Raw genomic sequence first — 25,044 nt, 5'->3', positions numbered from 1 at the left:
TCCTGATGCGAGTCCAGAAATAACGTATGCAGAGGGGATAAACCCCAACTAAGTGGGGCCCGGGCTAAACCTCGATCACCCGCGCCCGCCGCCTGCGCATCAACACCGCATCCTTGATCCGGCCTTTCAAACCGCGCGGCGGCAGGATCTCACGATCCATCTCGAACACCGCCCCGTTGAGCGCCGGATCGTCCCAAAGCGCCAGCGCCGCCCCCCACCGCGCCGCCTGCGCCGGATCGAGCCCCTGTGCGATCCCCATCCGCGTGGCCAGCATCCCCGGCATCCAATCATTGATCACGATCCCCGGAAACCGGTCCGCCAGATCGGCCACCAGCGCGCGGCTGAAAATGCGTCCCGCGCCCTTGGACACCGCATAGGCCGAAGAGGCGGGCAGCGGCGCGATATCGGCAAAGGTCGAGACGTTGACGATCCGGCCCCGCCCGACCTCGACCATCCCGTCAAGCGCGGCGCGGGTGCAATTGACCATGCCGCCAAGGTTGATCGCGACCGTCTCGGCAAAACTCTCGCCGCTCTCGTCGAGGAAATCGCGGCGCGGATAGACGGCGGCGTTGTTGATCAGCACCGTGACCGGCCCCACCTCCGCCAGCTGCGCGAACGCCTCTCGCACGGCCGCTGCGTCTGCCACATCCGCCACCACCGGCAGGATCTGCTTCTCGGGCCCTATCGCGGCGGTTTCCTCCACGCCATCCGCGCTGCGCCCGAGGGCGGCCACGCGCATCCCCCGCGCCGCCAGTTCCAGCGCCAGCGCGCGGCCCAGGCCGCCGCCTGCCCCGGTTACGACCGCAATCTCGTCCGTCAGCGTCATTCCTGCCCCTCCCGTCGCCGCACCATCCCCTCGGCCACCCGCAGCGCGTTGGCGGCGATGGTCAGGCTCGGGTTCACCCCCATCGAGGAGGGCATGAAGGACGCATCCGCCGCGTAGAGATTGCCGATGCCATGCGCCCGGCACGCCGCATCCAGAACGCTTGTCGCCGGATCGTCGCCCATGCGCAGCGTGCCGCAGGGATGGCCGAAATTCAACTCCGGCGCGTGGGTCAGGAAGAACGCGCGATGCCCGCGCAGCCCTGCCTTGATCGCCCGACGAAAGGCGCGGCGGCGGGCCAAAAGCTCTGGGTTGAGCGTATAGTCGATATCAATCGCTTCGGGCGCGCGCGCGTCCCATGTCACCCGGTTTTCGGGATAGCCCATATCCTCCATCAGCCCGACAAACACCTGCGCCCGCCCCAAGAGCCGCGCCGCCACCGCCGCAGGCAGGCGCGTCAGATGCCGCAGCGCGCGCAGGTTGCGCAGCGCCGAGCGGTCGAACATACCGTTCAGCGCATGCACGATCTCGCCATAGCCCGCCGCGATCCCCAGCGCCTGCACGGTGCCGAACCGCTGCCCCTGCCAGTGATAGAAATCGCGCAAGGAGATCGCCTTGCCGGGGCCGTCTTGCGGCGTGCCGCGTGGCGGCCAGAGCGCGAAAATCTCGTTGAGGTGGAACATCAGGTTGCGCCCGACCAGCCCGCTGCCATTGGCGCAGCCCTCGGGCCACGCCTCGGATGCCGAGGCCAGCAGCAGGCGCGGCGAGCCGAGCGCGCCGCCCGCCAGCACGAATTGTCGCGCGCGCAGCTCAAATGTCTCGCCGCCCCGCGCAACCTCGATATGGCTGACGTGATCCGCAGTGCCGCACAGCCTGCGCACTCCACAGTCCGCCAGCAGCGCCGCGCGCCCGGTGGCCAGCGCCGGCTCCACCCCGGCCGAGCGTCCGTCCATCTTGCAGGCGCGCGGGCATTTGCGCCCCAGACAATCCTCGCAGCCCTCCAGATAGCGGATCGCGGAATGCAGCCGGTAAGGATGCAGCCCCGCCCCGCGCAGGGAGTGCATCAAGGCCCGGTCCACGCCGGACAAGGGCGGCGGTGCTGCCAGCGGATCGGCGGGTTCGGGCGAGAGCGGATCGGCCTCGCCGCAGACATGCAGCAATTGCTCGGCCTCAGCGTACCAATCGCGCATCGCATCAAAGCCCACCGGCCAGCCGCCGGTGGGGTGCGGGCGGCCCTCGACAGGCTCCAGATCATGCCGCTCGGGCCGCTCCAGCGTGGCGGCGTAGAAGACCGACGATCCGCCCACCCCCGCGCCGATGGGGCCGAAAAACTCCGACGCGCGCCCGTCGATCCGCGTCCGGACCGGTCCCGGCCAATAGCCGCGCAGCTGCCGCGCCACCGGGTCGCCCATCTCGGGGTTCAGCCCCTGCCGCTCGGCGCGATACCCCTGCGGACCCTTCTCGACGAACAGCACCTTGAGGCCGCGCTCGGCCAGCCTGCGCCCGATGATCCCGCCGCCCATACCGGCGCCGATCACGATCACATCCCACAGGTTGTCGCGGATATCGCTGCTCATTCCGCCCCCTCGAACACCGGCGCGAACAGATCGCTGAGCGCGATGGCCCCGCGATTGGTCAGGTGGTTGTTGTCGAAATAGAGCGCCGCGCCGCCCTGCATGACGGAACAGGATGCGTCATCGCAGAGCCTCGGCCAGGGGTCGATCACCTTGATCACCCCGGCAGTATCAAGCGCCCGAAGCGGTGCCTCGGCCCGCGCCGCCCGCGCCTCCGCCTCGGTGCGCGGGACACGCAGCACCGCCTCGGCCACGTCACGCCCATGCACCAGCGCCCGCGCCACTGTGCGCGAGTCGTAATCCGGCAGTTCGGGCGGTTGGCGCAGGACATAGATGCGGGCAAACTGCGGCGCGAGTTCGGCCAGCGTCCGGGTCAGCGCCGCGTTGAACAGCGTATGCTGCGGGCCCTGTGGCAGCAGACTATCAGGCAGCGGCGCGAGCGTGATCCGGTTATGCGCGTCCCGCCCGACGCCCTGCCCTTCTGCATAGTAATTCCAGCGCCCCACCAGCAGCAGCGTCTCAAGGCTCTCGATCCGCGCCACCCCGTCTCGGATCACGCGGTTGGCCTCGGTGCAGGCCGCATCCTGCGCGGGCGTCGCCGCAGTCTCGGTCTTGGACACTCCAAAGAGCGGCGGGCACCCGGCATGCCAGAGGATCAGCGCCGGGCGCTCGGCCAGCCACGCCGCCACCTCCAGCCCCTCTTTCATGGCGCGCAAATGGCTGTCACCCCAGATCAGCACCTGCGGCGCGCCCTCGGGGCCGATGGGGCAGGTTTCCACCCCCGCAAGCGGGCCGCTGCCCGGCACGGTGCAGCGCGACCAGTCCTGATTGAAATCGCCCGAGGCCGCGATATGCGTGGCATGCTCAGGCGGGAAGCGCGCGGGCAAGCCATCACCGCGCCACAGCACCGCGCCCAAGACCAGCAGCCCGGCCGAGGCCAGACCCGTGCCGCCCACCAGCACGCGATTGCCGCCCCGCATCCTGCGCACGGGCCGCTCCACATAGCGCCACGACAGCACCGACAGCACCAACGCAAGCACCAGCCAGCCCGCCGTCTCGACCGGCCCGCCATAGCCACCGCGCCAATAGGACGACAGCACGAAAACCGGCCAGTGCCAGAGATAGAGCGAATAGGAAATCAGCCCGATGAACACCGGCCCCGGATGCGCCAGCGCGCGGTTGACCGGGTTCGCCTCGCGCCCGTTCAACAGGATCAGCACCGTGCCAAGGACCGGCCCCAGAGCCTGCCAGCCGGGAAAGCCCTCGGCGCGGATGAACAGGACCGAGCCGAGGATGAGCGCCAGCCCTCCCCATGACAGCGCCGGATGCAGCGCATAGCGCCAGCCGCCCTCGCGCCCCGCCATGGCCAGCAGCACACCCGCCAGCAATTCCCACGCGCGGAACGGAAAGAGGTAGAACGCCGCCGAGGGCATCGACCGTGTCAGCCAGATGCAGGCCACCAGCGACAGCAGCGCGATCCCGGCAACGATCATCGGCACCGACGCCCGCCAGCGCAACAGCGCCAGCATCAGGAAGGGCAGCACGATATAAAACTGCTCCTCCACCGCCAGCGACCAGGTGTGCAGCAGCGGCTTTTCCTCGGACAGCCCGTCGAAATACCCCGCCTCGCGGTGGAAATGGATGTTCGAGAGGTACACCGTCGCGGCAATCAGCGACTTGCCGAATTCCCGAAACTCGAACGGCAACAGGATCAGCCAGCCCATCACCAGTGTCAGCCCCGCCATCGCGAAATAGGCCGGGGCCAGCCGCCGGATGCGCCTCAGGTAGAACCGCGCAAGGCGGATGCGTCCGGTCTCGCGGATATCGTCCCAGAGGATGCCGCCGATCAGGAAGCCCGAGATCACGAAGAACACATCGACGCCAGCAAAGCCGCCCGAAATCCCCGGCAGCCCGAAATGATAGAGCACAACCGACAGCACCGCGATGGCGCGCAGGCCGTCGATCTCGGGGCGGTAGGCGATTGCGGCGCTCACGACGGGAACACCTCCGGCAAGGGCCCGCCCGACAGCACTGCATCATAGACCGCGCGCACCTGCTGCGCCTTGGCGGCCCATGTGGCATGCTCCATCACCCAGGCGCGCCCCGCCTGCCCGGTGGCGGCCAGCGCGGCGCGGTCCTGCGTCAGCCGGTCAAGCGCCGCGGCGAAACCCGCGATGATCTCGGGCCGCGTGCCAATCGGCACCTTGGTCCCGCGTGCCGCGTCCACCAATTCCCCCGGCCCGGCATAATCGACGATAAGCGGCGGCACGCCCAGCGCCATCGCCTCCAGCACGACGCCGCCACCGAATTCACGGATCGACGGGAAGGCGAAGAGGTGACAGGCCCCCAGCACGTCCCTTACGCGCTGATGCCCCAGCCAGCCGTGAAACGTCACGGCCCCGGCCACGCCCAACCCCTCGGCCTGCGCGCGCAACGCCCCCATCATCGGCCCGTCGCCGACGATATCGAGATGCAGCCGCCCCGCGCGCATCAGCCCCGCCGCCGCCTCGATCAGCATGTCCGGCCCCTTGTAGGGCACCAGCCGCCCGACAAACCCGGCGCGCAACGGGCCACCCGATGCAGGCGCGATCACGCCCCCGAACCGCGTCGGATCAATCGCATTCTCGGGCAGGTAAACGGCCTTCTCCTGCGCCCATCCCGGCATTTCCCCCAGCGTGTGCCGCGACCCGGCCAATATCGCCGCCGCATGGCGCAACGTCGCCCCACGCCCCGGCAGCGCCTTGTAGGCCCCGCGCAGGTAGCTCAGGAATTCGCGCTCCTGCCGCCGCTCTGCATCGAACCCCTTGGGCCAGGGCACCCCGCCATTGAGCGGCCCGAGGATGAACGGCACCCCCGCCCGCGAACATTTCCCCGCCAATGACGAGGAAATCGTCGGGCTGAGTGGCGTGATGCGATGCACGATGTCATAGGCCCCGGCCCGGATCTGCGCCCCAAACTGCCGCCAGACCAGATGCTCGAACCACGGATAGCTCAGCGCATTGATCGCCTGCACCATCGTCCAGCCCTTGCCCTGCCCCATCCGAAGCCGCTCGCCCAGCTTCCACATCGGGCGCGCCAAAGCCTCGGAATCGATAGCGGTGAAATCGCGGCCCTCAATGAGCCCGGCGCGCAGGAACGCATCGCGGTTGCGCACCTGCGTGACGATATGCACATCGGCCACCTCGCGCAGGGCGGTGGCCAGCGACCAGCCGACCAGCGGCACGCTCACCCATTCGGGATTGGCCGCCTCGGCAATGGCCAGAACGCGGGGTTTGCTCATGCGCGGCCTCTCCTCACATGATCGGCCGCCAGCCAAGGCTGCGCGCCTCCGCCGCAGGCGCTGTCTGCTCACCGGGCGCCAGCGCCCCGCGCCGCGCCGCCTCGGCCAGCCCCAGCACTGCCCCGGCAAACAGCCAGGTGATCGGCGTCAGCGTCGCATTGGGCAGCATGTCGATCATGTTCACCGCCAGCAACAGTGCCACCGGCCCGATCAGGCGCACATAGCCTTCATCGGGCAGGTTCCGGGCGTTCACCCACAACAGCAGCACCGGCAGCGCGATCAGCCCGAATTCGGCCAGGTAGCCGACCCAGCCGAGACTGCCGATCACGATGATCCAGCGGCCATCGGCCACGGTCTGCATCACCCCGCTGACCGGATCGAGGATATGGTTGCGCCCCCAACTGCCCCAGCCGAAAAGCGGCTTTTCCAGCGCCCGCTCCATCAGGATATCCTCGTTCTCGAAGCGAAAGCCAAGCGACCCGGCCCGCTCGCCGCTGACCTTGGCGGCCTGTTCCATCATCCAGTCCACAGGGATGAACCCGGCCCCCTTCAGCACCGGATAGGCCACCGCAACCACGGCCATGATACCCGCGATGCGGATCTGCGTGCGCGTCGGCAGGAACAGGGCCAGCGGCGCAAGGTAAATCCCGTAGATCAAAGAGCCCAGCGATTTGCACAGCACCAGAACCACGCCCATGTACCCCGCCGCCACGAGCAACCACAGCCTGCGCCGCGCATCCCCCTCGCGCGCCAGCGCAATGGCACAGGTCATCGCCATCATGGCAAAGAACGCCACCCACAGCCCGTGATACATGAACACGATGGGCCGGAACCCGCCCTGCCGCATCATCTGCCCGAAATCATGCTGGAAATAGCCATAGACCCAGGTGTTGAGCTGCGGCGACAGCCGCACCTCCAGCAGCATCGGCAGCGAATAGATCAGCCCGCCCAGCGCGACCGCCGTGACCAGTTCGCGCAGGCCCTGCGGGCTTGCCAGATGCTGCCGCGCCATCAGGAACGGCAACAGCAGGATGAACTGCAACAACACCTGCGCCACCATATCCTTGAGCCCCAGCCCCGGAAGACCGACAGAGCCGAAGAACACCGGCTCCATGTTGGTGAGCACGGTAGCCACCGGGCAGAACACGAAGATCAGCACCAGCCCCCGTGCCAGCCACCCCTCGGGCAAGAGCGGCGCCCGCCGCCCGCACACGACAAGACAGATCAGAAAGGTCGCGACGCTCGGCAGCGACTCCTTGGTCAGCGGTGGCATCAACGGAAAATCGAATGCGGCGGGAGGCGGCGGCAGGAACAGGTACGCCCCCAGCAGCGACCAGATCAGCGCACGCTCGATTGGCCAGCGGCGAAACATCGCCAGCGTCACAAGCGGCCAGACCGCCAGCATCAGATAGGCCAAGGCATTGGGCATGACGCGCCGGGCACCCCTGTGATCTTACGTCGTTGAGCCGTCCCTGCGCGACCCATGGGATTGAGGCCCGCCCCCGGCAGGGTTGATTTGAGGGTCAGTCTATGCTCCGAAGACGCCTGATATCAACAAATTCAACACTCTAAAGACCGATTTCGCAGGTGCGATGCATCAATGCCGCCCCACAGCAACGATTGTTCCCACAGCAAGAGGATCGCTCGACATATGGGCCAGGACCGCCCCCTGAAAATCGCCTATCTCTGCGACCAGCCCCCCGAGGATCGGTTCAGCTATTCCGGCGGCAATCAACGGATCTGTGGGGCATTGCGCGATCACGTCGGCGAGGTCACGGTGCTCAGTTCCGGCTGGCACGCGGCACAGCCGGTTCGGGCCATTATCGAGGCAATGCCCGACCGGATCACCATGCGGGCCGATTGGCGGGCGCATCTGGCGCTCGCGCGGATCATCGCACGCGGGGTGCGGCGCGAATTGGCCAAGGACCGGTATGACGTGCTGTTCTGCGCCTACAGCTTTCAGTCGCTCATGGGGCTGACCCTGCCTTACCCGATGCTCCGCGTCTTCAGTTCCGACGCCACTCCGACGGCCTACAAACGCTCCGAGGTGGGGCAGGAATTCGGCTCTTACCTGCGTCTCGCGCGCGTGCTCGACCCGTTGATCCTGCGCGCCGAACGGCGGGTGTTTCGCCGCTGCGATCTTTTGTTCTGGCCCAGCGCATGGCTGAAATCAGAGGCGGACGCGCTCTATGGCCTCTCTCCAACGGCCTCGCATCTGGTGCCATGGGGTGCCAATATCGACGATCCGGGCACAGCCGCCCCGGTGCGGATTGACGCGGGCGCGCCACTGCGCCTGTTGTTGCTCGGGCGCGACTGGCAGGCCAAGGGCGGCCCGATTGCGTTTGACACCATGCAGGCCCTGCGCGAACGCGGTCTCGATGCGCGCCTGACGGTCATCGGATGCACCCCGCCCGATCACCACCGCAACGCCCATGTCACGGTGCATGCGCATCTCGACAAGGGCAAGCCGGACGAGCGCCGGACCCTCCTGCACCATCTCAACACGGCGCATTTCATGGTCATGGCGTCCTACGAATCCTACGGTTTCGCCTTCTGCGAGGCTTCGGCCCATGGGCTGCCATCGCTCTGCCTGCGCGTGGGCGGGGTTCCGGTGCGCGATGGCATCAACGGTCACGCCCTGTCCCTGGGGGCCACGGCGGCAGAGTTCGCCGCCCGCATCGCGCGCTATGTCGATGACCCGGACAGCTACGCGAGACTGCGCCAGAGCAGCCGACGTGAATACGCCACCCGCCTCAACTGGGCATCCTGGGGGGAAACGGTGCGCGCGCAGCTTCTCGCGGCGCGCGCCTCAGTTGCCGGTGCCGCGCAGCACCACGCCAAAGGTCCGCATCATGACCCGCAGGTCCGTCATGAATGACAGGTCACGGAAGTAGCGCGCGTCGAACTGCGCACGCTCGGCAAAGCTGCTCTCGTTGCGCACGGAAATCTGCCAGAACCCTGTGATCCCCGGGCGCATGGCGTAATAGGCCACACCGGGATAGAGCGCTTTCTGCGAGGGCATCATCGGCCGCGGGCCGACAATCGACATATCCCCGACCAGCACATTCCAAAGCTGCGGCAACTCATCAAGAGAGGTCTTGCGGATGATCCGCCCGATCCGGGTGATCCGCGGATCATGGCGCAGTTTTTGGTTCACTTCCCATTCCAACCGCCGCGCGGGGTTGGCATCGAGATATGCCTGCAAACGTGCCTCGGCATCCACCACCATGCTGCGCAGCTTGATCATGCGAAAGATGCGGCCATGCCGCCCGACGCGCTGCTGTAGGAAAAACGGCGACTTGCCGTCGCGCATGATAAGCAAGCACAGCACACCCACTGTCAGCAAGACCGGCGGTGCCGCAAGAAGCACGATGGCGATGTCCAGAATCCGCTTCAGGCGATCCGCGTAGAGCAAGCGGCCCTTGGGCGGGACCGGGATACGATCACTGAAATTTCCGGCATCAGGGCGCGTAGTCGCCCATAAAATATCGAAAGGCATGGCAGCACTCCCCAGAAACACTCGATTTACGCACTCGTCACGTCCCCGAACCGTTACTCACCGGATCTGGAAGGCTTAGCCCCCCGTCTCCCGATACGCCGGAGATCCCGGCGCACCCGTCTCAATCAAGCCCGAATTGTGGCAATAACCGCGCTACATTCGGGCGATGCATGAACACACGTATTCCGCATCCGAGCGCACATGACGTAACGTCACTCCTTCGCCAAATGCCCTTGCCGCATTGATGCCCCCACATCCCGACAAATACACTTTTTTAAGGCTCCGAAGATACTTAGCCAGAATGACGCCTGCTGTGAGCCAAGTCAAGGAGAGGAAGAATTTGCACCCTGTGGTTGCATCGCCCCTCCAGATCCAGATTAATCCGGCCTTTTACCCAAGCGCGCCGCGCCCGGAAATCACCATATTTCGAGCCGTGGTTCTCGCGACATCGGATCAAAGTTTCGCCGTATTCTCGCCGCAACCGCCGCTCGCATCTCTGCGCGCTTGTCATGGACCCGCACAGAAAATGCGCCGCATCGTTTCCCCGCTGGAAACAAATTTCACGAAACCGTGTGATTGACGTGGGCTAAAGTTGGAAAAGTGATCGACCGCCCTTGGAACGACCGTACCGCATACGCCGATTGTTGCGCATCCGAGAACACCCGTGTCGAACCGGTCGCGCCGCAAACGCTCCGCGCAAACGCCAGACGCACTGACCCGCAATGCGCCACAATTCCGACACGTTTAAGTAAAGCGCCACCAGAGGGTCACTTTGCCCCTCACGGCCCGGAACGCCCCGGACACCCCCGAATCGCGGCCGCAAGAAACGCGAAAACCGCCCGGCAAATCGCCGGACGGCCCTGCTCTGGTCTCATTGCAATAGATCAGGCGCGCACCAGCGCCTCGTACGCTTCCGAGATGTCGCGCGTCATCGCGCCCACCTCGAAACTGTAATCGCCGATCTGTCCCACCGGCGTGACCTCGGCGGCAGAGCCGGTCAGCCAGCACTGCTCGAACCCTTCCAATTCCTCGGGCATGATATGCCGCTCATGCACCTTGACCTGACGGTCTTTCAGCATGCCGATCACTGTTTGCCGGGTCAGCCCGTTCAGGATCGCGTCGGCCAGCGGCGTGTGCACCTCGCCATCCTTGACGAAAAAGATGTTGGCCCCCGTCGCCTCGGCCACATATCCGCGATAATCGAGGAACATCGCGTCCGAACAGCCCTTGGCCTCGGCGGCGTGCTTGGACATGGTGCAGATCATGTAGAGCCCCGCCGCCTTGGCCGCGACCGGGATCGTCTCGGGGCTCGGGCGCTTCCACTTGGCGATATCGAGCTTCGCGCCCTTCATCTTGGCATCGCCGTAGTAATTCCCCCATTCCCAGGCGGTCACCGCCATGCGGATCGGGTTGCGCGCAGCCGCGACGCCCATGTCCTCGCCCGCGCCGCGAAACGCCAGCACCCGCACATAGGCGTTGCTCAGCCCGTTGGCCTCCAGCACGGCAGCCTTGGCCGCCTCGATCTCGTCCACGGTGTAGGGGATCGGCATATCCATCAGCTCGCCTGACTTCAGCAGGCGCTCTGAATGGGCGCGGCTCTTGAACACCTTGCCGTCATAGCACCGTTCGCCCTCGAAGACCGAGCTTGCGTAATGCAGCGCATGGGTCAGGATATGCACATTGGCATCGCGCCACTCGACCAGCTTGCCATCCATCCAGATCTTGCCATCGCGATCACCATAGCCAGACATCTTCCGTCTCCTTTACGCATCTTTTGCATTTGTTGCGCCCAATACGTCCACTTCGGACATAAAATTGCGCGAAATCTGCGATTCGCTACCAGTTTGCCCTTGGAATGTCAATAAAGCTGACTTAATATGAAATCGAGGCGCGTGATTTGTGAACGGAGCGGTGGCATGGCCGAATTACAGGGCGGCGAGAACCTGCTTTTCCTGACCGACGAGCAACTGCGTCAGGGGATCGAGGCGATGTTCTTTGCCTATCAGGGCTTTACCGCCGACCCGGATCGCATTCTCGCCACCATGGCCTATGGCCGGGCGCATCACCGCGCGGTCCATTTCATCGCCCGCAGCCCCGGCACCACAGTCAACAACCTGCTGGCCATCCTTGGCGTCACCAAGCAATCGCTCAATCGCGTGCTGCGCACCCTGATCGAGGACGGTCTGGTCGAGAGCCGCGTCGGCACCACCGACAAGCGCGAGCGTCACCTCTACCTGACCGAGGACGGGGCCGCGCTCGAACGCAAGCTGTCGGATGCGCAGCGCGCGCGCATGCGCGCCGCCTATCGCGCTGCCGGTCCGCAATCGGTTGCGGGCTTTCGTCGCGTCCTCGAGGCGATGATGGACCCGGACATGCGCCGTCGATATCACGCCATACGGGAGAGTGACACATGAGCGAACCAGCGCCGCACCTCCTGATCATCGATGATGACGAGCGCATTCGCGACCTCTTGCGCAAATTCCTCATCCGCAACGGGTTCCTCGTGTCGGTCGCCCGCGACGCGGCCCATGCGCGCCGCCTTCTCGTCGGGCTCGACTTCGACCTGCTGGTGATGGACGTGATGATGCCCGGCGAAAGCGGCGTCGAACTGACCCGCGCGATCCGCGAGACCCACGATACCCCGATCCTGCTGCTGACCGCCCGCGGCGAAACCCCCGACCGCATCGAGGGGCTGGAGGCCGGGGCGGACGACTACCTGCCGAAACCGTTCGAGCCCAAGGAACTGCTGCTGCGGATCAACGCCATCCTGCGCCGCATGCCCGAACCGGAACCCGAGCCGACCCAGCCCAAGATCGTGCAGATGGGGCCGGTGCGCTACGATATCGAGCGCGCCGAACTCAGCCGCGCAGGCGCGCCCATCCGCCTGACGGCGACCGAGGTGCAGCTGATGCGGATATTCGCCGAGAACCTGCGTCAGGCGGTCAGCCGCGCGCGGCTGGTCGAGGATCTGGGCCGCGGCGGCGGTCAGGCGCAGGAACGCGCCGTCGACGTGCAGATCACCCGCCTGCGCCGCAAGATCGAAGCCGACCCGAAGCAGCCGCGCTACCTGCAGACCGTGCGCGGCGAGGGCTACATGCTCGCCCCGGATTGAAGCAGATGATCACGCGGCATGGCTCCGGAACACCACCAGCCGCGCACCTGCAAAATTCAGCCCGAGTGCCACAGCCGAACCGCAAGCCGATGCCAAAACCGCCTCTCCCGCGCTGGACCCGGTGACCGAAAGCACAGCCGCGAAAACTGCGTAATTGACCCCGGCTCCGACCGTCTGCACCCCGAAATACGTCAGATACTGATGCCCCGCGCCGGTTTGGTCAGCGCGACGAAACGTCCATCTCCGGTTGCACCACCACGTCACGCTGACTGCGAGGGCAAAGCTGCCGAGGCGCATCAGGTACGGATCACCACCGGCCAGCACGAGGGCGTAAATAACACCCGCATCGACCGCAAAGCCAAGCGCGCCGACGGCGAAATAGCGTGAAAACTCTCGGCTCACCGCCATCAGGCACTGCCCGATGCGCGCACCATCGCACCATCGGGTGCATGCGCATGCGGCGCGGCTGCGCTCAGGACACCGGGCACCGACAGATAGCGCATACGCTTGGTTTCCTGCCGCCCGCGCGTCACCGTGTCGAGGATCAGTCCGACCGCGCCCATCAGGAATGACAGGATCATGATGCTTGCCGACAGAACCGCCGTCGGCAGGCGCGGCACAAGGCCAGTGGCAAGGTATTCGGTCAGCAGCGGCCAGGCCAGCGTCACGGACAGCGCCGCGAACACGACCGCCAGCCCCGCAAAGACCGCCAGCGGTCGCTCCTGCTTCAGCAGCTTGGTGATGGTCGACAGGATGCGGACCCCGTCACGAATGCTGTTGAGCTTGCTTTCAGAGCCTTCCGCGCGATCCTTGAACGCCCCCGGCACCTCGCCGGTCGGCATGTCAAGCTCGAGCGAGTGCACGGTCAGTTCGGTTTCGATCTCGAATCCGCGCGACATCATCGGAAAGGTCTTGACGAAGCGACGCGAAAAAACCCGGTAGCCCGAGAGCATATCGGTGGTGCCACGGCCGAAAATCGACTGCACCAGCCCCGACAGCACCCGGTTGCCCAGCTTGTGGCCCGGACGATAGGCGGTCTGCGTGCCCGCGATGCGCACACCGTTCACCAGATCCAGACCTTCATCCACCATGCGCGCCACCATTTCTGGGGCGGCACTGGCGTCATACGTATCATCACCATCGACCATCAGATAGATATCCGCCTCGACATCGGCGAACATGCGGCGCACCACATGGCCCTTGCCCTGTCGCGGCTCGCGCCGGACGATCGCACCGGCGGCAGTGGCGACCTCGGCAGTGCCATCGGTCGAGTTGTTGTCATAGACATAGATATCCGCCTGCGGCAGCGCCTTGGCAAAATCCCGAACAACCTTGTCGATCGCAGTGGCCTCATTGTAGCAGGGGATCAGCACGGCGATGGACAGGCCCCCGAAACGTGGCTCGCCCCCGGCGGCAACAAAGGCGTTTGGGAAAATGACTGACATGGCTCCACTCCTGCTCGCGGATGTCCCTGGATGCCGCATGGGTCGCCGGACATCGCAAAACTCTGATGGCTGTCATCATGCGCCCAATCCGGGCAGAAATTAGGCGTCTTCGGGGTATTGCCGTGCGCGGCGCACAGTCATAATTCGGCCCGCAGACTGCCCTTCTGGTGCCGGGTTCGGACTATTAAAACCAAACGCACACCCCGTCATGCGAAACGAGGACAAGCCGGATGAGCAGAATCAGTGACCAGAGCCAAAGCCGCAACCGCCTGTTCCTGGCGACGCTGGCGATTGCCATAGCGCTTACGATTGTCCAGGCGCTGTCCCTCGGTGTCACACCGCTGGACCGACTTGCGGTATCGGATAACGATGACATCATGCGACTGATGGCGGTGCGCGACTGGCTTGCGGGGCAAGGCTGGTACGACATGACGCAATATCGCATGTTGCCGCCCGAGGGGCTCGATCTGCACTGGTCACGCTATGTCGATCTCGGCATCGCCGCGTTGATCTGGCCGCTGACATTCATTTTCACGCAAACACAAGCCGAGGCCGCCGCACTCGTCATCTGGCCAAGCCTGCTGCTGATCGGCCTGCTGTCCGTCACCGGCTGGGGGGGGCGACGGGCGTTCGGGCCGCTTGCCGCGATGATCGCGATCGTTGCCGTGATGATCTGGCCGCCGACCGGCGCGAACTACTTTCATCCCGCGCGCATTGACCACCACAACGTGCAGATCCTGCTCACGACATTGATCATTGCCACCCTGCTGCACCCGTCCCGTCCGCGGCTTATGGGGGCAATCGGCGGGTTCGCCGCAGCCTTGTCGCTGGCGGTCGGGCTTGAGATGCTACTCACCATTGCGATTGCCGGCATGATCCTAGCCGCGCGCGTCGTGACGCGCCGGTCCAACAGCGATGAACATCTTACTAGCTTCGCACTGGCGCTTGCCCTGGGCGCGCCGCTGCTCTTTGCCGGTCAGACCCCGGCACATGAATGGGCGCTGCTGCGCTGTGATGAACTGTCGGCACCCTATATCGCCGTTACATCCCTCGGGGCGCTGATTTGCGTTGTGCTGGTGTGGCTTGCACCACGCCTGCCCGGGTGGGTCAGCCGCGCCGGACTCTTGATCGCCATGTCAGTCGGCGGTCTCGCCATGCTTTACCCGCTGATCGCGCCGTGCTTCTCCGGGCCCTATGGCAGCCTGTCGCCCGAAGTGAATGATCTGATAACACGCCGCATCCTCGAGGCCCGGCCGGCGCTTCCACAAGTGCTCGCTGGCGAAGTCTCCGTCTTGAACATTCTGGTGCCTGCACTGTCGAGTGTCCTTTTTGGTTCGGGCCTGTGGGGGCTGGCCGTCTGGCGCGGCACCGCGACCTCCGCGCAGAACCGCGCCCTCGGCACGCTCTTGATCTTCGGCTGGCTCGGCGTGATCGCAAGTCTGTTTCAGGTACGGCTTATCCTGATGGGGGCCGCCGCAATCCCGCTTTTGACAGGCTATGTTCTGGCCAGCTTGCTCGCCGCGCGCAAAGCATCGGGCAATGCCACCGTACCGACGCTTGCCTTTCTGGCAGCCTTCGCGCTCACGCTCCTGTCCCCGACCGTCTTCGCGCAGGCCAAGAGATATCTTGCCCCCACCCCACTCGCCAACGGTGGAGCGATGACTGCCGTCGCCTTAAAAACATGCCGGGACCCGGAGATATTGCGCAGCCTGACACATGTCGCGCCCGGCCTTGTGCTGGCCTCGTCCAACATCAGCGCTCCGATCCTCTTGCTAACGGACCACGAGGTGCTGACCGGCCCCTATCACCGAAGCGAGGACGCCATCATTGATGGGCTGCGCGCATTTGAACGCGGTGAAGCCGTCTTGCGTGAAACCCTCGCCCGCACGGACGCGGATTACCTTCTTCTGTGCCGGGACGCCAGTTATGGCCCTCCCACTTCCTTTGCAACGACCCTGGCGCAGGGCGCTGACGCCCCGGGCCTGACCCCGGTATCCGGCGTCGACCCCAAGTTGCTATTGCTGAGGGTCGCAAAACCCTGATCCGCACACATGCGCAGATCACGATATGTGCACGTATATTTGACCATCTGAAACCAAAGACTCGTTGAGCGGACAGGGTCGGCATGTGACTTTCCCGCCAGCCGAGGCCACCCGCTGTGGTCCGGTACTGGATGAGTTGCAGGAGAGATGCAAAATGACTTTCACCAAACACCTTGCCACATGTGCCACCGCCCTGATGATGTCGGGCCCCGCCCTCGCCGCCCCGGTCGCGGTCACCACGGTTCTGGACCCGCAGGAACAGATGCGCTTCGAGATGGGCGACGGATCGAAACATTTCGTGCTCGCCGTGCGCCGTGAGGGTGTGTCGGAAGGCGACGGCGTGCTTGCCGGGGCCAATGTCACCGAATTCGGCTGGCATGACATCAACCCGCCCCATGCCGGTGACCCGCAGGGCTATCTGCGCTTTACTGCCGAAAACGGCGACGTCGCAATTATCAAGTTCACCGTCCGCGCCGTCTTCATGAAGGGCGAGGAGAAACCCGTACTGCATGATGACGGGTTCTGGGAACTGGTCAACGGCACCGGCCAATTTGCAGGCCTGCGCGGTGTCGGGCATCTCAAGATCGAACCGGCGGGCGGGCCAAAGCGGCTCTTCACCCTGACCGGCGAGATTGCCGACGCACCCTGAGATCGGGCCGGGCATGGGGGCGCTGCCCCCGTCGCCCGATGGGCGACTCCCCCGGAATATTTCGGGCAAGATGAAACGGGGGCACCGCTGTGCCTCCGTTTTGCATGGTGCCCCCTCTTGATAGAGCCGCCACGGCGCTGTATCTGCGATGCATGACACGGATTTTCGACATGGACGATCGCGCCCGCCTGCCCTGGCGGTTTTTCGGGGCGATGCGCAGCATAACCGCGCGGGCGTGAGCCGCGCGCGCAACCGTCATATCTGAAGTAGCCACCAGCAAAACGGGAGAGGACGCATGTCCCCCAAGACACTCTATGACAAGATCTGGGATGCCCATCTCGCCCACGAGGCCGAGGACGGCACCTGCCTTCTTTATATCGACCGCCACCTCGTGCACGAGGTCACCAGCCCGCAGGCCTTCGAGGGGCTGCGCATGGCAAACCGCACCGTGCGCGCGCCCGACAAGACCATCGCCGTGCCCGATCACAACGTGCCCACCACGCCTGACCGCGTGAAGGGGATCGAGAACCCCGAAAGCCGCATTCAGGTCGAGGCGCTCGACAAGAACGCTGAGGATTTCGGCATTCACTATTATCCGGTGAATGATGTCCGTCAGGGCATCGTGCATATCGTCGGCCCCGAACAGGGCTGGACCCTGCCGGGCATGACCGTGGTCTGCGGCGATAGCCATACCGCCACGCATGGCGCCTTCGGTGCGCTCGCGCATGGCATCGGCACTTCCGAGGTGGAGCACGTGCTCGCCACCCAGACGCTGATCCAGCGCAAGGGCAAGAACATGAAGGTCGAGATCACCGGCACGCTCGCGCCCGGCGTCACGGCCAAGGATATCACGCTCTCGGTGATCGGCGCCACCGGCACCGCGGGCGGCACTGGCCATGTGATCGAGTATTGCGGCGAGGCCATTCGCGCACTGTCGATGGAGGGCCGCATGACGGTCTGCAACATGGCCATCGAAGGCGGCGCGCGCGCCGGCCTCATCGCACCGGACGAGGTGACCTATGAGTATATTAAGGGCCGCCCCCACGCCCCCAAGGGCGCGCAATGGGAGGCCGCGCTCAACTGGTGGAAAACCCTCTATTCCGACGATGACGCGCATTGGGACAAGGTGGTGACCCTCAAGGGCGAGGAAATCGCCCCCGTCGTCACCTGGGGCACCAGCCCCGAGGACGTGCTGCCGATCAATGCCGAGGTGCCGGATCCGTCCAGTTTCGCGGGAGGCAAGGTCGATGCCGTCCGTCGCGCGCTCGATTACATGGGTCTCAAGCCGGGTCAGAAACTGAGCGAGGTCGAGATCGACACCGTCTTCATCGGCTCCTGCACCAATGGCCGCATCGAGGATCTGCGCGCTGCCGCCGAGATCCTGAAAGGCAAGAAGATCGCCGTGAAGCGTGCGATGATCGTGCCGGGTTCCGGCCTCGTGCGGGCACAGGCCGAGGAAGAGGGCCTTGCCGATATCTTCAAGGAGGCGGGCTTTGAATGGCGGCTTGCGGGCTGTTCCATGTGCCTCGCCATGAACCCCGATCAGCTCAGCCCCGGAGAGCGTTGCGCGGCGACGTCCAACCGCAACTTCGAAGGCCGCCAGGGCCGCGGTGGCCGCACCCACCTGATGAGCCCCGCCATGGCGGCGGCGGCGGCCGTGACCGGTCGGCTGACCGATATCCGGGAGATGATGTAATGGAAAAGTTCGAAAAACTCAGCGGCATCGCCGCGCCTCTGCCGCTGATCAATGTCGATACCGACATGATCATCCCCAAGCAATTCCTCAAGACGATCAAGCGCTCGGGGCTGGGCGTCAATCTGTTTGATGAGATGCGCTATGACGATGACGGCCGCGAAATCCCAGATTTCGTGCTCAACAAGCCGCAATACCGCGACGCGCAGATCCTTGTCGCGGGCGATAATTTCGGCTGCGGGTCAAGCCGCGAGCATGCCCCCTGGGCGATCAAGGATTTCGGCATCCGCTGCGTCATCGCGCCGTCTTATGCCGACATCTTCTACAACAACTGCTTCAAGAACGGCATCCTGCCGATTGCCCTGCCGCAGGACCAGGTCGACGTGCTGATGAAAGAGGCCGAGAAGGGGGCCAATGCCCGCATCGAGGTAGATCTCGAGGCGCAGACCGTCTCGACCTCCGAGGGTCAGGTCTTCTCCTTCGAGGTGGACGCATTCAAGAAGCACTGCCTGCTCGAAGGGCTCGACGATATAGGCCTGACACTGGCCAAGGCCGACGCCATAGACAGCTTCGAGGCGCGCGCCGCACAGGAACGCCCCTGGGTCTGAGCCCGGATATCGCAAACATGAAAAACGCCGCGGCATCGCTCGCGGCGTTTTTCATGGTCACCGCACTTGTGCCTATATCTATCCATGCCACAAGATGCAGTGGTTACATGGGGTTATGCCGCAAAGTTGACGTAACTATGATGTAATCCTGCACCAGTCCTTCCCTCAATTTGCCCAATATCTTTCGTCTGATTCACCAAAGTCTTGTGATCAATTGCGAAAGTAGGCAAAAATTGGGCGGAAATGAGGCAACCCGCCATAATGTGCGGGATCAAGTTGGACCAAGGACGCGGCGACGTATCGCGACCGATCCAGTTGAAAGGGAACGGGCAGTGTTCTCACAAATCCCTGGCGCGCTCGCGCGGGCCATATTGATTGCATTGCTGGTGGCGACACCGGCACTTCTGATGCCGTCCACGCCACCGGACACGGCGCAGATCGTGATCGTGCTGTCGTTCATCGCCGGCTTCATGACCTTCATCGAATATTACGGCGAATATCCCAGCATCATCGAGTTCCGCTTTGCGCCGCCGTTCAACCGCATCAAGTTCTTCTCTCTCGCGCTGATCCTCATCACCCTGTCGCTGATCCTGCGCGGCCAGAACGACGCGACGGTCTGGACCATTCTGATCACGCATTTCGCTCAAGGATTGGGCCAAGCGGTGGATTTCCCCTACTCCCCGGTGCGCCTTGTCGTACTGATGATGCCCGCCGATGCCGATGCGGACCTGATCGAAATGGTGCGCATGGCGGCGGGCGTGTCCTATACCGTGTCGCTGGGGATGATCCTGGTCTTTCTCACGCTGGTGCGCCTGCTGGGCTGGCCCGCCCGGTCGGGGGCCTTCAACGTCTGGATCAACCTGCCGCTCTTCGATCCCACGGGCGGCGGCGATGTGCTGCACCGGCTGCGCCGGGATGCCGGTCTTAACGTCGTGTTAGGATCTTTGCTGCCATTCTTGATCCCGGCAGCCATGAGCGCGGCCTCGAGCCTGGTCGATCCGATCTCGATCGCCCATCCGCAAACCCTGATCTGGACGATGACAGCATGGGCCTTTCTTCCTGCCAGCATGTTGATCCGCGGCATCGCGATGAGCCGCATCGCCGACATGATCGAGGACAAGCGCCGCCGCGCCTATGCCGCCGACGATCTTGGGGGCGACATACTACAGCGCGCCTGATCACGCTCTGCCTCGCGCTCGTGTGCCTTGGCTGCCCCGCCATCGCCGACAGCCTGCGCCTCGCCACCTGGAATGTCGAACTGGAACGCCGCGGGCCTGGCCTTCTGCTCCGCGATATCCTGCGCGACGACGACCCGCAGATCACCGCCATCGCCGCCGTGATCGCGGCTATCTCCCCTGACATCCTGCTCCTGCAGGACGTCGACCATGACCGCGACCTGCACGCGCTGCGCTCGCTGCGCGACCGGCTGGCGCAGGACGGGCCGCACTATCCGCACATCCTCGCGCTGCGCCCCAATAGCGGGCTCTATACCGGGCTCGACATGGATGGCGACGGGCGCTGCTGCGACGCGCGCGACGCGCAGGGCTATGGCGCATTTACCGGTCAGGGCGGCATGGCGCTCCTGTCGCGCCTGCCCATCGACCGCGACGGCGTGCGCGATTTCAGCGATCTTTTGTGGCGGGATCTGCCCGGCGCGCTGCTGCCAACGCAGGACGACGGCACGCCCTTCCCCTCGCCTAAGACGCAGGCGGTGCAGCGGCTCTCTTATACCGGGCATTGGGCGGTGCCGGTGATGCTGCCCTCGGGGCCACTTCATATCCTCGCCTTTCACGCCACACCGCCGGTCTTCGACGGGCCGGAGGACGCGAACGGGCGACGCAACCACGATGAACTCCGCTTCTGGCAGGTGTTCCTCGACGGGGCCTTCGGCCCGCCCCCGCAGGCGCGTTTCGTGCTGATAGGCGACGCCAATCTCGACCCGGATGACAGCGACGGGCGGCGCGGCGCGATCCGCGCCCTGCTCGCCGATCCACGCCTGCAAGACCCGCGCCCGATGCGCCCCGGCCCGGTCGCACCCACACCCGGAAAATCCGGCGATCCGCGCCTGCACACGGTCGACTGGCCAGATCCCGGCCCCGGCACCTTGCGCGTCTCCTACATCCTGCCATCCCGCGATCTGCACATCAGTGGCGCAGGCATCCACTGGCCCAAGGACAGCGCCACCGCCAGCCGTCACCGGCTGGTCTGGGTCGATCTGGTAATGGATTGAACCTTCGCCGCGTTGCCCCCCGGCAGCCACGGCGCTGCGGCCGCCCTCAGCGCCTCTTCGACAGGTGTTTGCGGCAGGCCCGGGCATAGCTCATTCAGCCGGGTGCCATCCAACCTGTGCGGCAGGTCCCACAAGTACCGCATCTCGATCAGGCAGCGCGCCATTGGCCAGAAAGGCCGCGCCAGGTGCAGCGGCCACCACGACATTTTGCACGCGCTGACATCAAAGCCCGCCACATCCGACAGTATCCCGGCCATCTGCCGCGCCGTCAGCGTGTAACCTGCAAAACCCACATCCTCGAACGGCGCCAGATCGTTGCGCCTTTCGGCCAATGCCACCGCCGCGCTTGCCAGATCAGGCAGATAGGCCCAGGCATGTATCGCATCCAGGTCACCCGGGTAGGTCAGCCGCCCCTTGCCCAGCTTCGGCAAGATCATCTTGTCCAGCCAATTGCCCGACGCCTCGGTGTCAATGAAATCCCCGGCGCGAAGTATGATCGTGCGCACCCCGCTTCGGCGATAGCTTTGTTCCATCTCGATGCGCAAACGCCCCAGCGGGTTGCTTGCGGCATGGCTGCTTTGCGGCCCCCAGGGCAGCGGCGTCTGGCCCCCGAAGATGTATACATTGCCCGGCACGATCACCGTGGCGCCGCTGGCCTTGGCCGCCGCCTGAATCCGGTTGTGCAGGCCCGGCAACTTGTCGGCCCAATCGCGATAGGAAGGGTTCCAGGCCGCCACGATCACATCCGCGCCGCGTGCCGCCTGCTCCAGATCGTCATGCGCCCGGTCAAACAGACGCACCGCCCATCCCCCGTTCCAGAACGCCTCGGCGGCATTGCGCCCGAACCGTCCATTAGCGCCCAATATCAGAACTGTCTTTTGCATGATCATGCCCTTGCGTAAAATCAACCTGTGGCTCATTTTGCACATTCCGTCACGAATGAGAGTTGCCTAATTTCGGCTATTTGGTATTCATATGTGAATGGATATCGCCATATCATCTCTCGACTGGTCGCTGATCCGGGCCTTTTTGGCAGTGGCAGAAACCGGCTCTTTGTCCGCTGCCGCGCGCCATCTGGGGGCCAGCCAGCCCACCCTTGGCCGCCAGATCAGGCAGTTGGAATCCGACCTGCAGCAGGTGCTCTTTCAACGTCAACCCAAGGGCCTGGCCCTGACCGATCAGGGCCGCCTTCTGATTTCACCCGCCCGCCGCATGCAGGCCGCCCTGGCCGAGATCGAACTTACCGCGGCAGGCCAGCAAAGCCGCGTCGAAGGCAGCGTCAGAATCACCGCCAGCGACATGGTCTCGCTTTATGTGCTGCCCCCGATCATCGCCCAACTCCGCGCCACCGAACCGGGGATCAGTATTGATCTGGTCTCGACGGACAGCTCCGAGAACCTGCTTTTCCGCGAGGCCGACATCGCCCTGCGCATGTACCGGCCCGAACAGCTTGAACTGGTCGCGCGCCACCTTGGCGATATACACATCGGAGTTTATGGCGCGCGCGGGTACCTTGACCGCGCCGGACGCCCGCAATCGGCCAAAGAGCTGTTTGAACACCCCCTGATCGGCTATGACCGCAGCGAAGAGATCATTCGCAAGATGCAAGAGCGCGGCTGGCCTGCCACCCGCGACTGGTTTGCGGTGCGCTGCGATAACCACCCGGTCAACTGGGCGCTTTTGCGCGCCGGGGCGGGGCTTGGCTTTGGCCCAATCTGCATTGGCCGCGACGACCCCGAGGTCGAACAGCTTGATCTGAACGTTGATCTGCCCACCCTGCCGATCTGGATCGCGACGCATCAGGCCCTGCGCCATACGCCGCGCATCTCGATCGTGTGGCAGGCTCTGGTCGCGGGGCTGAAACCCTACCTTTCTTGACCATCCCGGGGCTTCGCGATAGGCGGTTGACAACATATAGCCATAACCAAGGACCAACGCCCATGAGCAACCCTTCGCTTCTCATCCTGCCCGGTGACGGGATCGGCCCCGAAGTCATGGCCGAGGTCACCAAGATCATCGGCTGGTTCGGCGACAAACGCGGGGTCACCTTCGATGTGAGCGAGGACCTCGTCGGCGGCTGCGCCTATGACGCGCATGGCACGCCGCTGCACGATGACACCATGGCAAAGGCGCAAGAGGTCGATGCCGTCCTGCTCGGGGCCGTCGGCGGGCCCAAATACGACGACCTCGATTTCAGCGTGAAACCCGAGCGCGGCCTGCTGCGCCTGCGCAAGGAAATGGACCTCTTCGCCAACCTGCGCCCGGCGCAATGCTTTGACGCGCTGGCGGATTTCTCCTCGCTGAAAAAGGACGTGGTCGCAGGCCTCGACATCATGATCGTGCGCGAGTTGACCTCCGGCATCTATTTCGGAGAACCGCGCGGCATCATCCAAGAGGGCAACGAGCGCGTCGGCATCAACACCCAGCGCTATACCGAAAGCGAGATCGACCGCGTCGCGCGTTCGGCGTTCGAGCTGGCGCGCAAGCGCGGCAACAAGGTCTGCTCGATGGAAAAGGCCAATGTGATGGAATCCGGCGTGCTCTGGCGCGAGGTGGTGCAGCGCGTGCATGACACCGATTACCCGGATGTCGAGCTCAGCCACATGTATGCCGATGCTGGTGCCATGCAGCTCTGCCGCTGGCCCAAGCAGTTCGACGTGATCGTGACCGACAATCTCTTCGGCGATCTCTTGTCGGACGCCGCCGCGATGCTGACCGGCAGCCTCGGCATGCTGCCCTCGGCCTCGCTCGGCGCGCCGATGGCCAATGGCCGGCCCAAGGCACTTTACGAGCCGGTCCACGGCTCCGCCCCCGACATCGCGGGCCAGGGCAAGGCCAACCCGATCGCCTGCATCCTAAGCTTTGCCATGGCGCTGCGCTATTCGTTCGACATGGGCGAGGACGCGACGCGCGTCGAAAAGGCGGTCGAGCAGGTTCTGGCCGACGGCCTGCGCACTGCCGACCTTCTCGGCGAGGAGGGGGTCACCCCCGTCTCCACCAGCGAGATGGGCGACGCCGTGGTCGCCGCGCTCGACGCGAGCCTCTGATCCACCTGAAAACCGGCGCGGGCCATCGTCCGCGCCGCAAGTTTTCAACACCCCGGAAATCCCCCTTGCAAAGCCCCGCCACGACGTATAATCGCCTGTCTCACGGTCGGAGTGTAGCTCAGCCTGGTAGAGCACTGTCTTCGGGAGGCAGGGGCCGGAGGTTCGAATCCTCTCACTCCGACCAATGAGACAAGGCCCCTCACGGGGCCTTTGTTGTTTCAAGGACAGCGGTCCGAAGGCCGTCGAACCCGCAGGCGATCCGATCTCACACGCATTGACGGCCCTGTTCAGATCTTCGCATTCCGCACCGTCTGACGCAGCGCCATGACCCATCCGACCAACCAACCGCCGAGATGTGCCTCCCAGGCCAGCCCGCCACTGAAGATCACGAAGAGGACAAGATTCGCCGCGGCCAGGCCCAGAATGCCGGTGATCACCGGGCGAAGCGGAAGCCCTGCATTTTTCCGCATGCGGTAATCCCACCCCTGCCAGAGCCCGATCAGCCCGAACACCGCGCCCGACGCGCCGATCATCGGCCCGGCGCTCTGCGACAGAAGCCCATAGGCAAGCCCGCCGCCGACCGCCGACAGGAACAACAGCAACAGCGTTCTCGCGGCCCCGATGTGACTGGCCGCAAACTTGCCCAATGCCAGCAGGATGACGCTGTTGATCGCAAGGTGCAGGATGCCGCCGTGCAGGAACGCATAGGTGACCAGCATGACCAGCCTCTGGCCCGGATAGAGCGGCGTCATGGTGCCCGTGAAGATCGGCTGCCAGAACGCGCCCGCCGCGAATGCCGGCCATCGCCAGTTGAACGACCCCAAATATCCGGCCTCTGAAAGGCTGAGCGCAAATTCGATGGCGGCCATGATGCCGACGAGACCCCACAGGAAGGCCGGGGCCCCCGGTCCCTGCGCCTGGGGCCGTCCCCGGTCGTCTGGTGTAAACTGCTGCGTCATGCCTCGTCACATAGCTGCTCGCCCTCCGACGGGCCAGCGGTTTGCGTGGCTCGCGGAACCTTTTCGCATGCGACACGCGCGCC

The 25,044-nt window shown here is 64.8% G+C and carries 22 protein-coding genes and 1 tRNA gene; 12 read left to right on the top strand and 11 right to left on the bottom strand.

Annotation, left to right across the window (positions count from 1 at the left end; genetic code table 11):
- Positions 1–64 precede the first annotated feature (64 nt).
- From RID11_RS19720 to RID11_RS19700, 5 genes are read right to left on the bottom strand one after another with little or no spacing between them, the layout of a single operon-like run.
- On the bottom strand, positions 65–826 hold the full coding sequence (locus RID11_RS19720; protein WP_350141998.1) for an SDR family oxidoreductase: 762 nt from the start codon (positions 824–826) through the stop codon (positions 65–67).
- The gene (locus tag RID11_RS19715; protein WP_350141997.1) at positions 823–2,400 is read right to left on the bottom strand and encodes a GMC oxidoreductase; all 1,578 of its coding nucleotides are present in this window, start codon (positions 2,398–2,400) and stop codon (positions 823–825) included. Before RID11_RS19715 ends, RID11_RS19720 begins: the two co-directional genes overlap by 4 nt.
- On the bottom strand, positions 2,397–4,391 hold the full coding sequence (locus tag RID11_RS19710; RefSeq protein WP_350141996.1) for an acyltransferase family protein: 1,995 nt from the start codon (positions 4,389–4,391) through the stop codon (positions 2,397–2,399). The genes RID11_RS19715 and RID11_RS19710 overlap by 4 nt, the downstream gene beginning before the upstream one ends.
- Entirely contained in the window at positions 4,388–5,677 is a 1,290-nt protein-coding gene (locus tag RID11_RS19705; RefSeq protein ID WP_350141995.1) for a glycosyltransferase family 4 protein, read from the bottom strand. The genes RID11_RS19710 and RID11_RS19705 overlap by 4 nt, the downstream gene beginning before the upstream one ends.
- 13 nt (positions 5,678–5,690) lie before the next feature.
- Positions 5,691–7,106 carry an O-antigen ligase family protein gene (locus tag RID11_RS19700; RefSeq protein WP_350141994.1) on the bottom strand — a complete coding sequence of 472 codons (1,416 nt, stop codon included), beginning with the start codon at positions 7,104–7,106 and terminating at the stop codon, positions 5,691–5,693.
- A gap of 222 nt (positions 7,107–7,328) precedes the next feature.
- Between RID11_RS19700 and RID11_RS19695 the strand changes: the two genes are divergently transcribed.
- Complete coding sequence (locus tag RID11_RS19695) at positions 7,329–8,555, top strand: glycosyltransferase family 4 protein (protein WP_350141993.1); 1,227 nt, start codon at positions 7,329–7,331, stop codon at positions 8,553–8,555.
- Here the strand turns inward: RID11_RS19695 and RID11_RS19690 are convergent.
- Both RID11_RS19690 and RID11_RS19685 read right to left on the bottom strand, forming a co-directional pair.
- Positions 8,487–9,176, bottom strand: coding sequence for a sugar transferase (locus RID11_RS19690; protein WP_350141992.1), 690 nt, complete (start codon positions 9,174–9,176; stop codon positions 8,487–8,489). The genes RID11_RS19695 and RID11_RS19690 overlap by 69 nt on opposite strands.
- Positions 9,177–10,060: 884 nt before the next feature.
- Entirely contained in the window at positions 10,061–10,927 is an 867-nt protein-coding gene (locus RID11_RS19685; RefSeq protein WP_350141991.1) for a branched-chain amino acid aminotransferase, read from the bottom strand.
- Positions 10,928–11,092: 165 nt separating this feature from the next.
- Between RID11_RS19685 and RID11_RS19680 the strand changes: the two genes are divergently transcribed.
- Complete coding sequence (locus RID11_RS19680; RefSeq protein ID WP_350141990.1) at positions 11,093–11,590, top strand: MarR family winged helix-turn-helix transcriptional regulator; 498 nt, start codon at positions 11,093–11,095, stop codon at positions 11,588–11,590.
- Positions 11,587–12,288, top strand: a complete 702-nt coding sequence (locus RID11_RS19675; RefSeq protein ID WP_350141989.1) for a response regulator — start codon at positions 11,587–11,589, stop codon at positions 12,286–12,288. The genes RID11_RS19680 and RID11_RS19675 overlap by 4 nt, the downstream gene beginning before the upstream one ends.
- 9 nt (positions 12,289–12,297) lie before the next feature.
- Here RID11_RS19675 and RID11_RS19670 read toward each other — a convergent pair whose 3' ends face one another.
- Positions 12,298–12,696: a GtrA family protein gene (locus RID11_RS19670; RefSeq protein WP_350141988.1), complete on the bottom strand. Its 399-nt coding sequence runs from the start codon at positions 12,694–12,696 to the stop codon at positions 12,298–12,300.
- Positions 12,696–13,733: a glycosyltransferase family 2 protein gene (locus RID11_RS19665; RefSeq protein WP_350141987.1), complete on the bottom strand. Its 1,038-nt coding sequence runs from the start codon at positions 13,731–13,733 to the stop codon at positions 12,696–12,698. Before RID11_RS19665 ends, RID11_RS19670 begins: the two co-directional genes overlap by 1 nt.
- Before the next feature lie 386 nt (positions 13,734–14,119).
- Here RID11_RS19665 and RID11_RS19660 point away from each other — a divergent pair, with 386 nt between their 5' ends.
- The 6 genes from RID11_RS19660 (at position 14,120) to RID11_RS19635 (ending at position 20,955) form a co-directional block, all read left to right on the top strand.
- Positions 14,120–15,775: a hypothetical protein gene (locus RID11_RS19660; RefSeq protein ID WP_350141986.1), complete on the top strand. Its 1,656-nt coding sequence runs from the start codon at positions 14,120–14,122 to the stop codon at positions 15,773–15,775.
- A 154-nt stretch (positions 15,776–15,929) separates the two neighbouring features.
- The gene (locus tag RID11_RS19655; protein WP_350141985.1) at positions 15,930–16,424 is read left to right on the top strand and encodes a hypothetical protein; all 495 of its coding nucleotides are present in this window, start codon (positions 15,930–15,932) and stop codon (positions 16,422–16,424) included.
- 295 nt (positions 16,425–16,719) lie between these two features.
- A complete protein-coding gene (leuC, locus tag RID11_RS19650) occupies positions 16,720–18,120 on the top strand; it encodes a 3-isopropylmalate dehydratase large subunit (protein WP_350141984.1) in 1,401 nt (466 codons plus the stop codon).
- A complete protein-coding gene (leuD, locus tag RID11_RS19645; RefSeq protein WP_350141983.1) occupies positions 18,120–18,725 on the top strand; it encodes a 3-isopropylmalate dehydratase small subunit in 606 nt (201 codons plus the stop codon). The genes leuC and leuD overlap by 1 nt, the downstream gene beginning before the upstream one ends.
- A 407-nt stretch (positions 18,726–19,132) precedes the next feature.
- Complete coding sequence (locus RID11_RS19640) at positions 19,133–19,903, top strand: hypothetical protein (protein ID WP_350141982.1); 771 nt, start codon at positions 19,133–19,135, stop codon at positions 19,901–19,903.
- 20 nt (positions 19,904–19,923) lie between these two features.
- Positions 19,924–20,955 carry an endonuclease/exonuclease/phosphatase family protein gene (locus RID11_RS19635; RefSeq protein ID WP_350141981.1) on the top strand — a complete coding sequence of 344 codons (1,032 nt, stop codon included), beginning with the start codon at positions 19,924–19,926 and terminating at the stop codon, positions 20,953–20,955.
- On the opposite strand, the gene RID11_RS19630 is transcribed toward RID11_RS19635, so the two are convergent.
- Entirely contained in the window at positions 20,919–21,839 is a 921-nt protein-coding gene (locus RID11_RS19630) for a Rossmann-fold NAD(P)-binding domain-containing protein (RefSeq protein ID WP_350141980.1), read from the bottom strand. The two genes, RID11_RS19635 and RID11_RS19630, sit on opposite strands and share 37 nt — an antisense overlap.
- A gap of 97 nt (positions 21,840–21,936) precedes the next feature.
- Between RID11_RS19630 and RID11_RS19625 the strand changes: the two genes are divergently transcribed.
- From RID11_RS19625 to RID11_RS19615, 3 genes are all read left to right on the top strand, one after another.
- The gene (locus RID11_RS19625) at positions 21,937–22,833 is read left to right on the top strand and encodes a LysR family transcriptional regulator (RefSeq protein ID WP_350141979.1); all 897 of its coding nucleotides are present in this window, start codon (positions 21,937–21,939) and stop codon (positions 22,831–22,833) included.
- A gap of 62 nt (positions 22,834–22,895) precedes the next feature.
- The gene (leuB, locus tag RID11_RS19620) at positions 22,896–24,002 is read left to right on the top strand and encodes a 3-isopropylmalate dehydrogenase (protein ID WP_350141978.1); all 1,107 of its coding nucleotides are present in this window, start codon (positions 22,896–22,898) and stop codon (positions 24,000–24,002) included.
- Between the two features lie 107 nt (positions 24,003–24,109).
- Positions 24,110–24,186, top strand: a tRNA-Pro gene (locus RID11_RS19615).
- 103 nt (positions 24,187–24,289) lie between these two features.
- Here the strand turns inward: RID11_RS19615 and RID11_RS19610 are convergent.
- Positions 24,290–24,961, bottom strand: coding sequence for a rhomboid family intramembrane serine protease (locus RID11_RS19610; RefSeq protein WP_350141977.1), 672 nt, complete (start codon positions 24,959–24,961; stop codon positions 24,290–24,292).
- Positions 24,962–25,044: the final 83 nt, after the last annotated feature.

Source organism: Roseovarius sp. (genome assembly GCF_040219995.1).
Taxonomy (GTDB): domain Bacteria; phylum Pseudomonadota; class Alphaproteobacteria; order Rhodobacterales; family Rhodobacteraceae; genus Roseovarius.
This window is presented reverse-complemented; position numbering and strand designations above follow the sequence as displayed.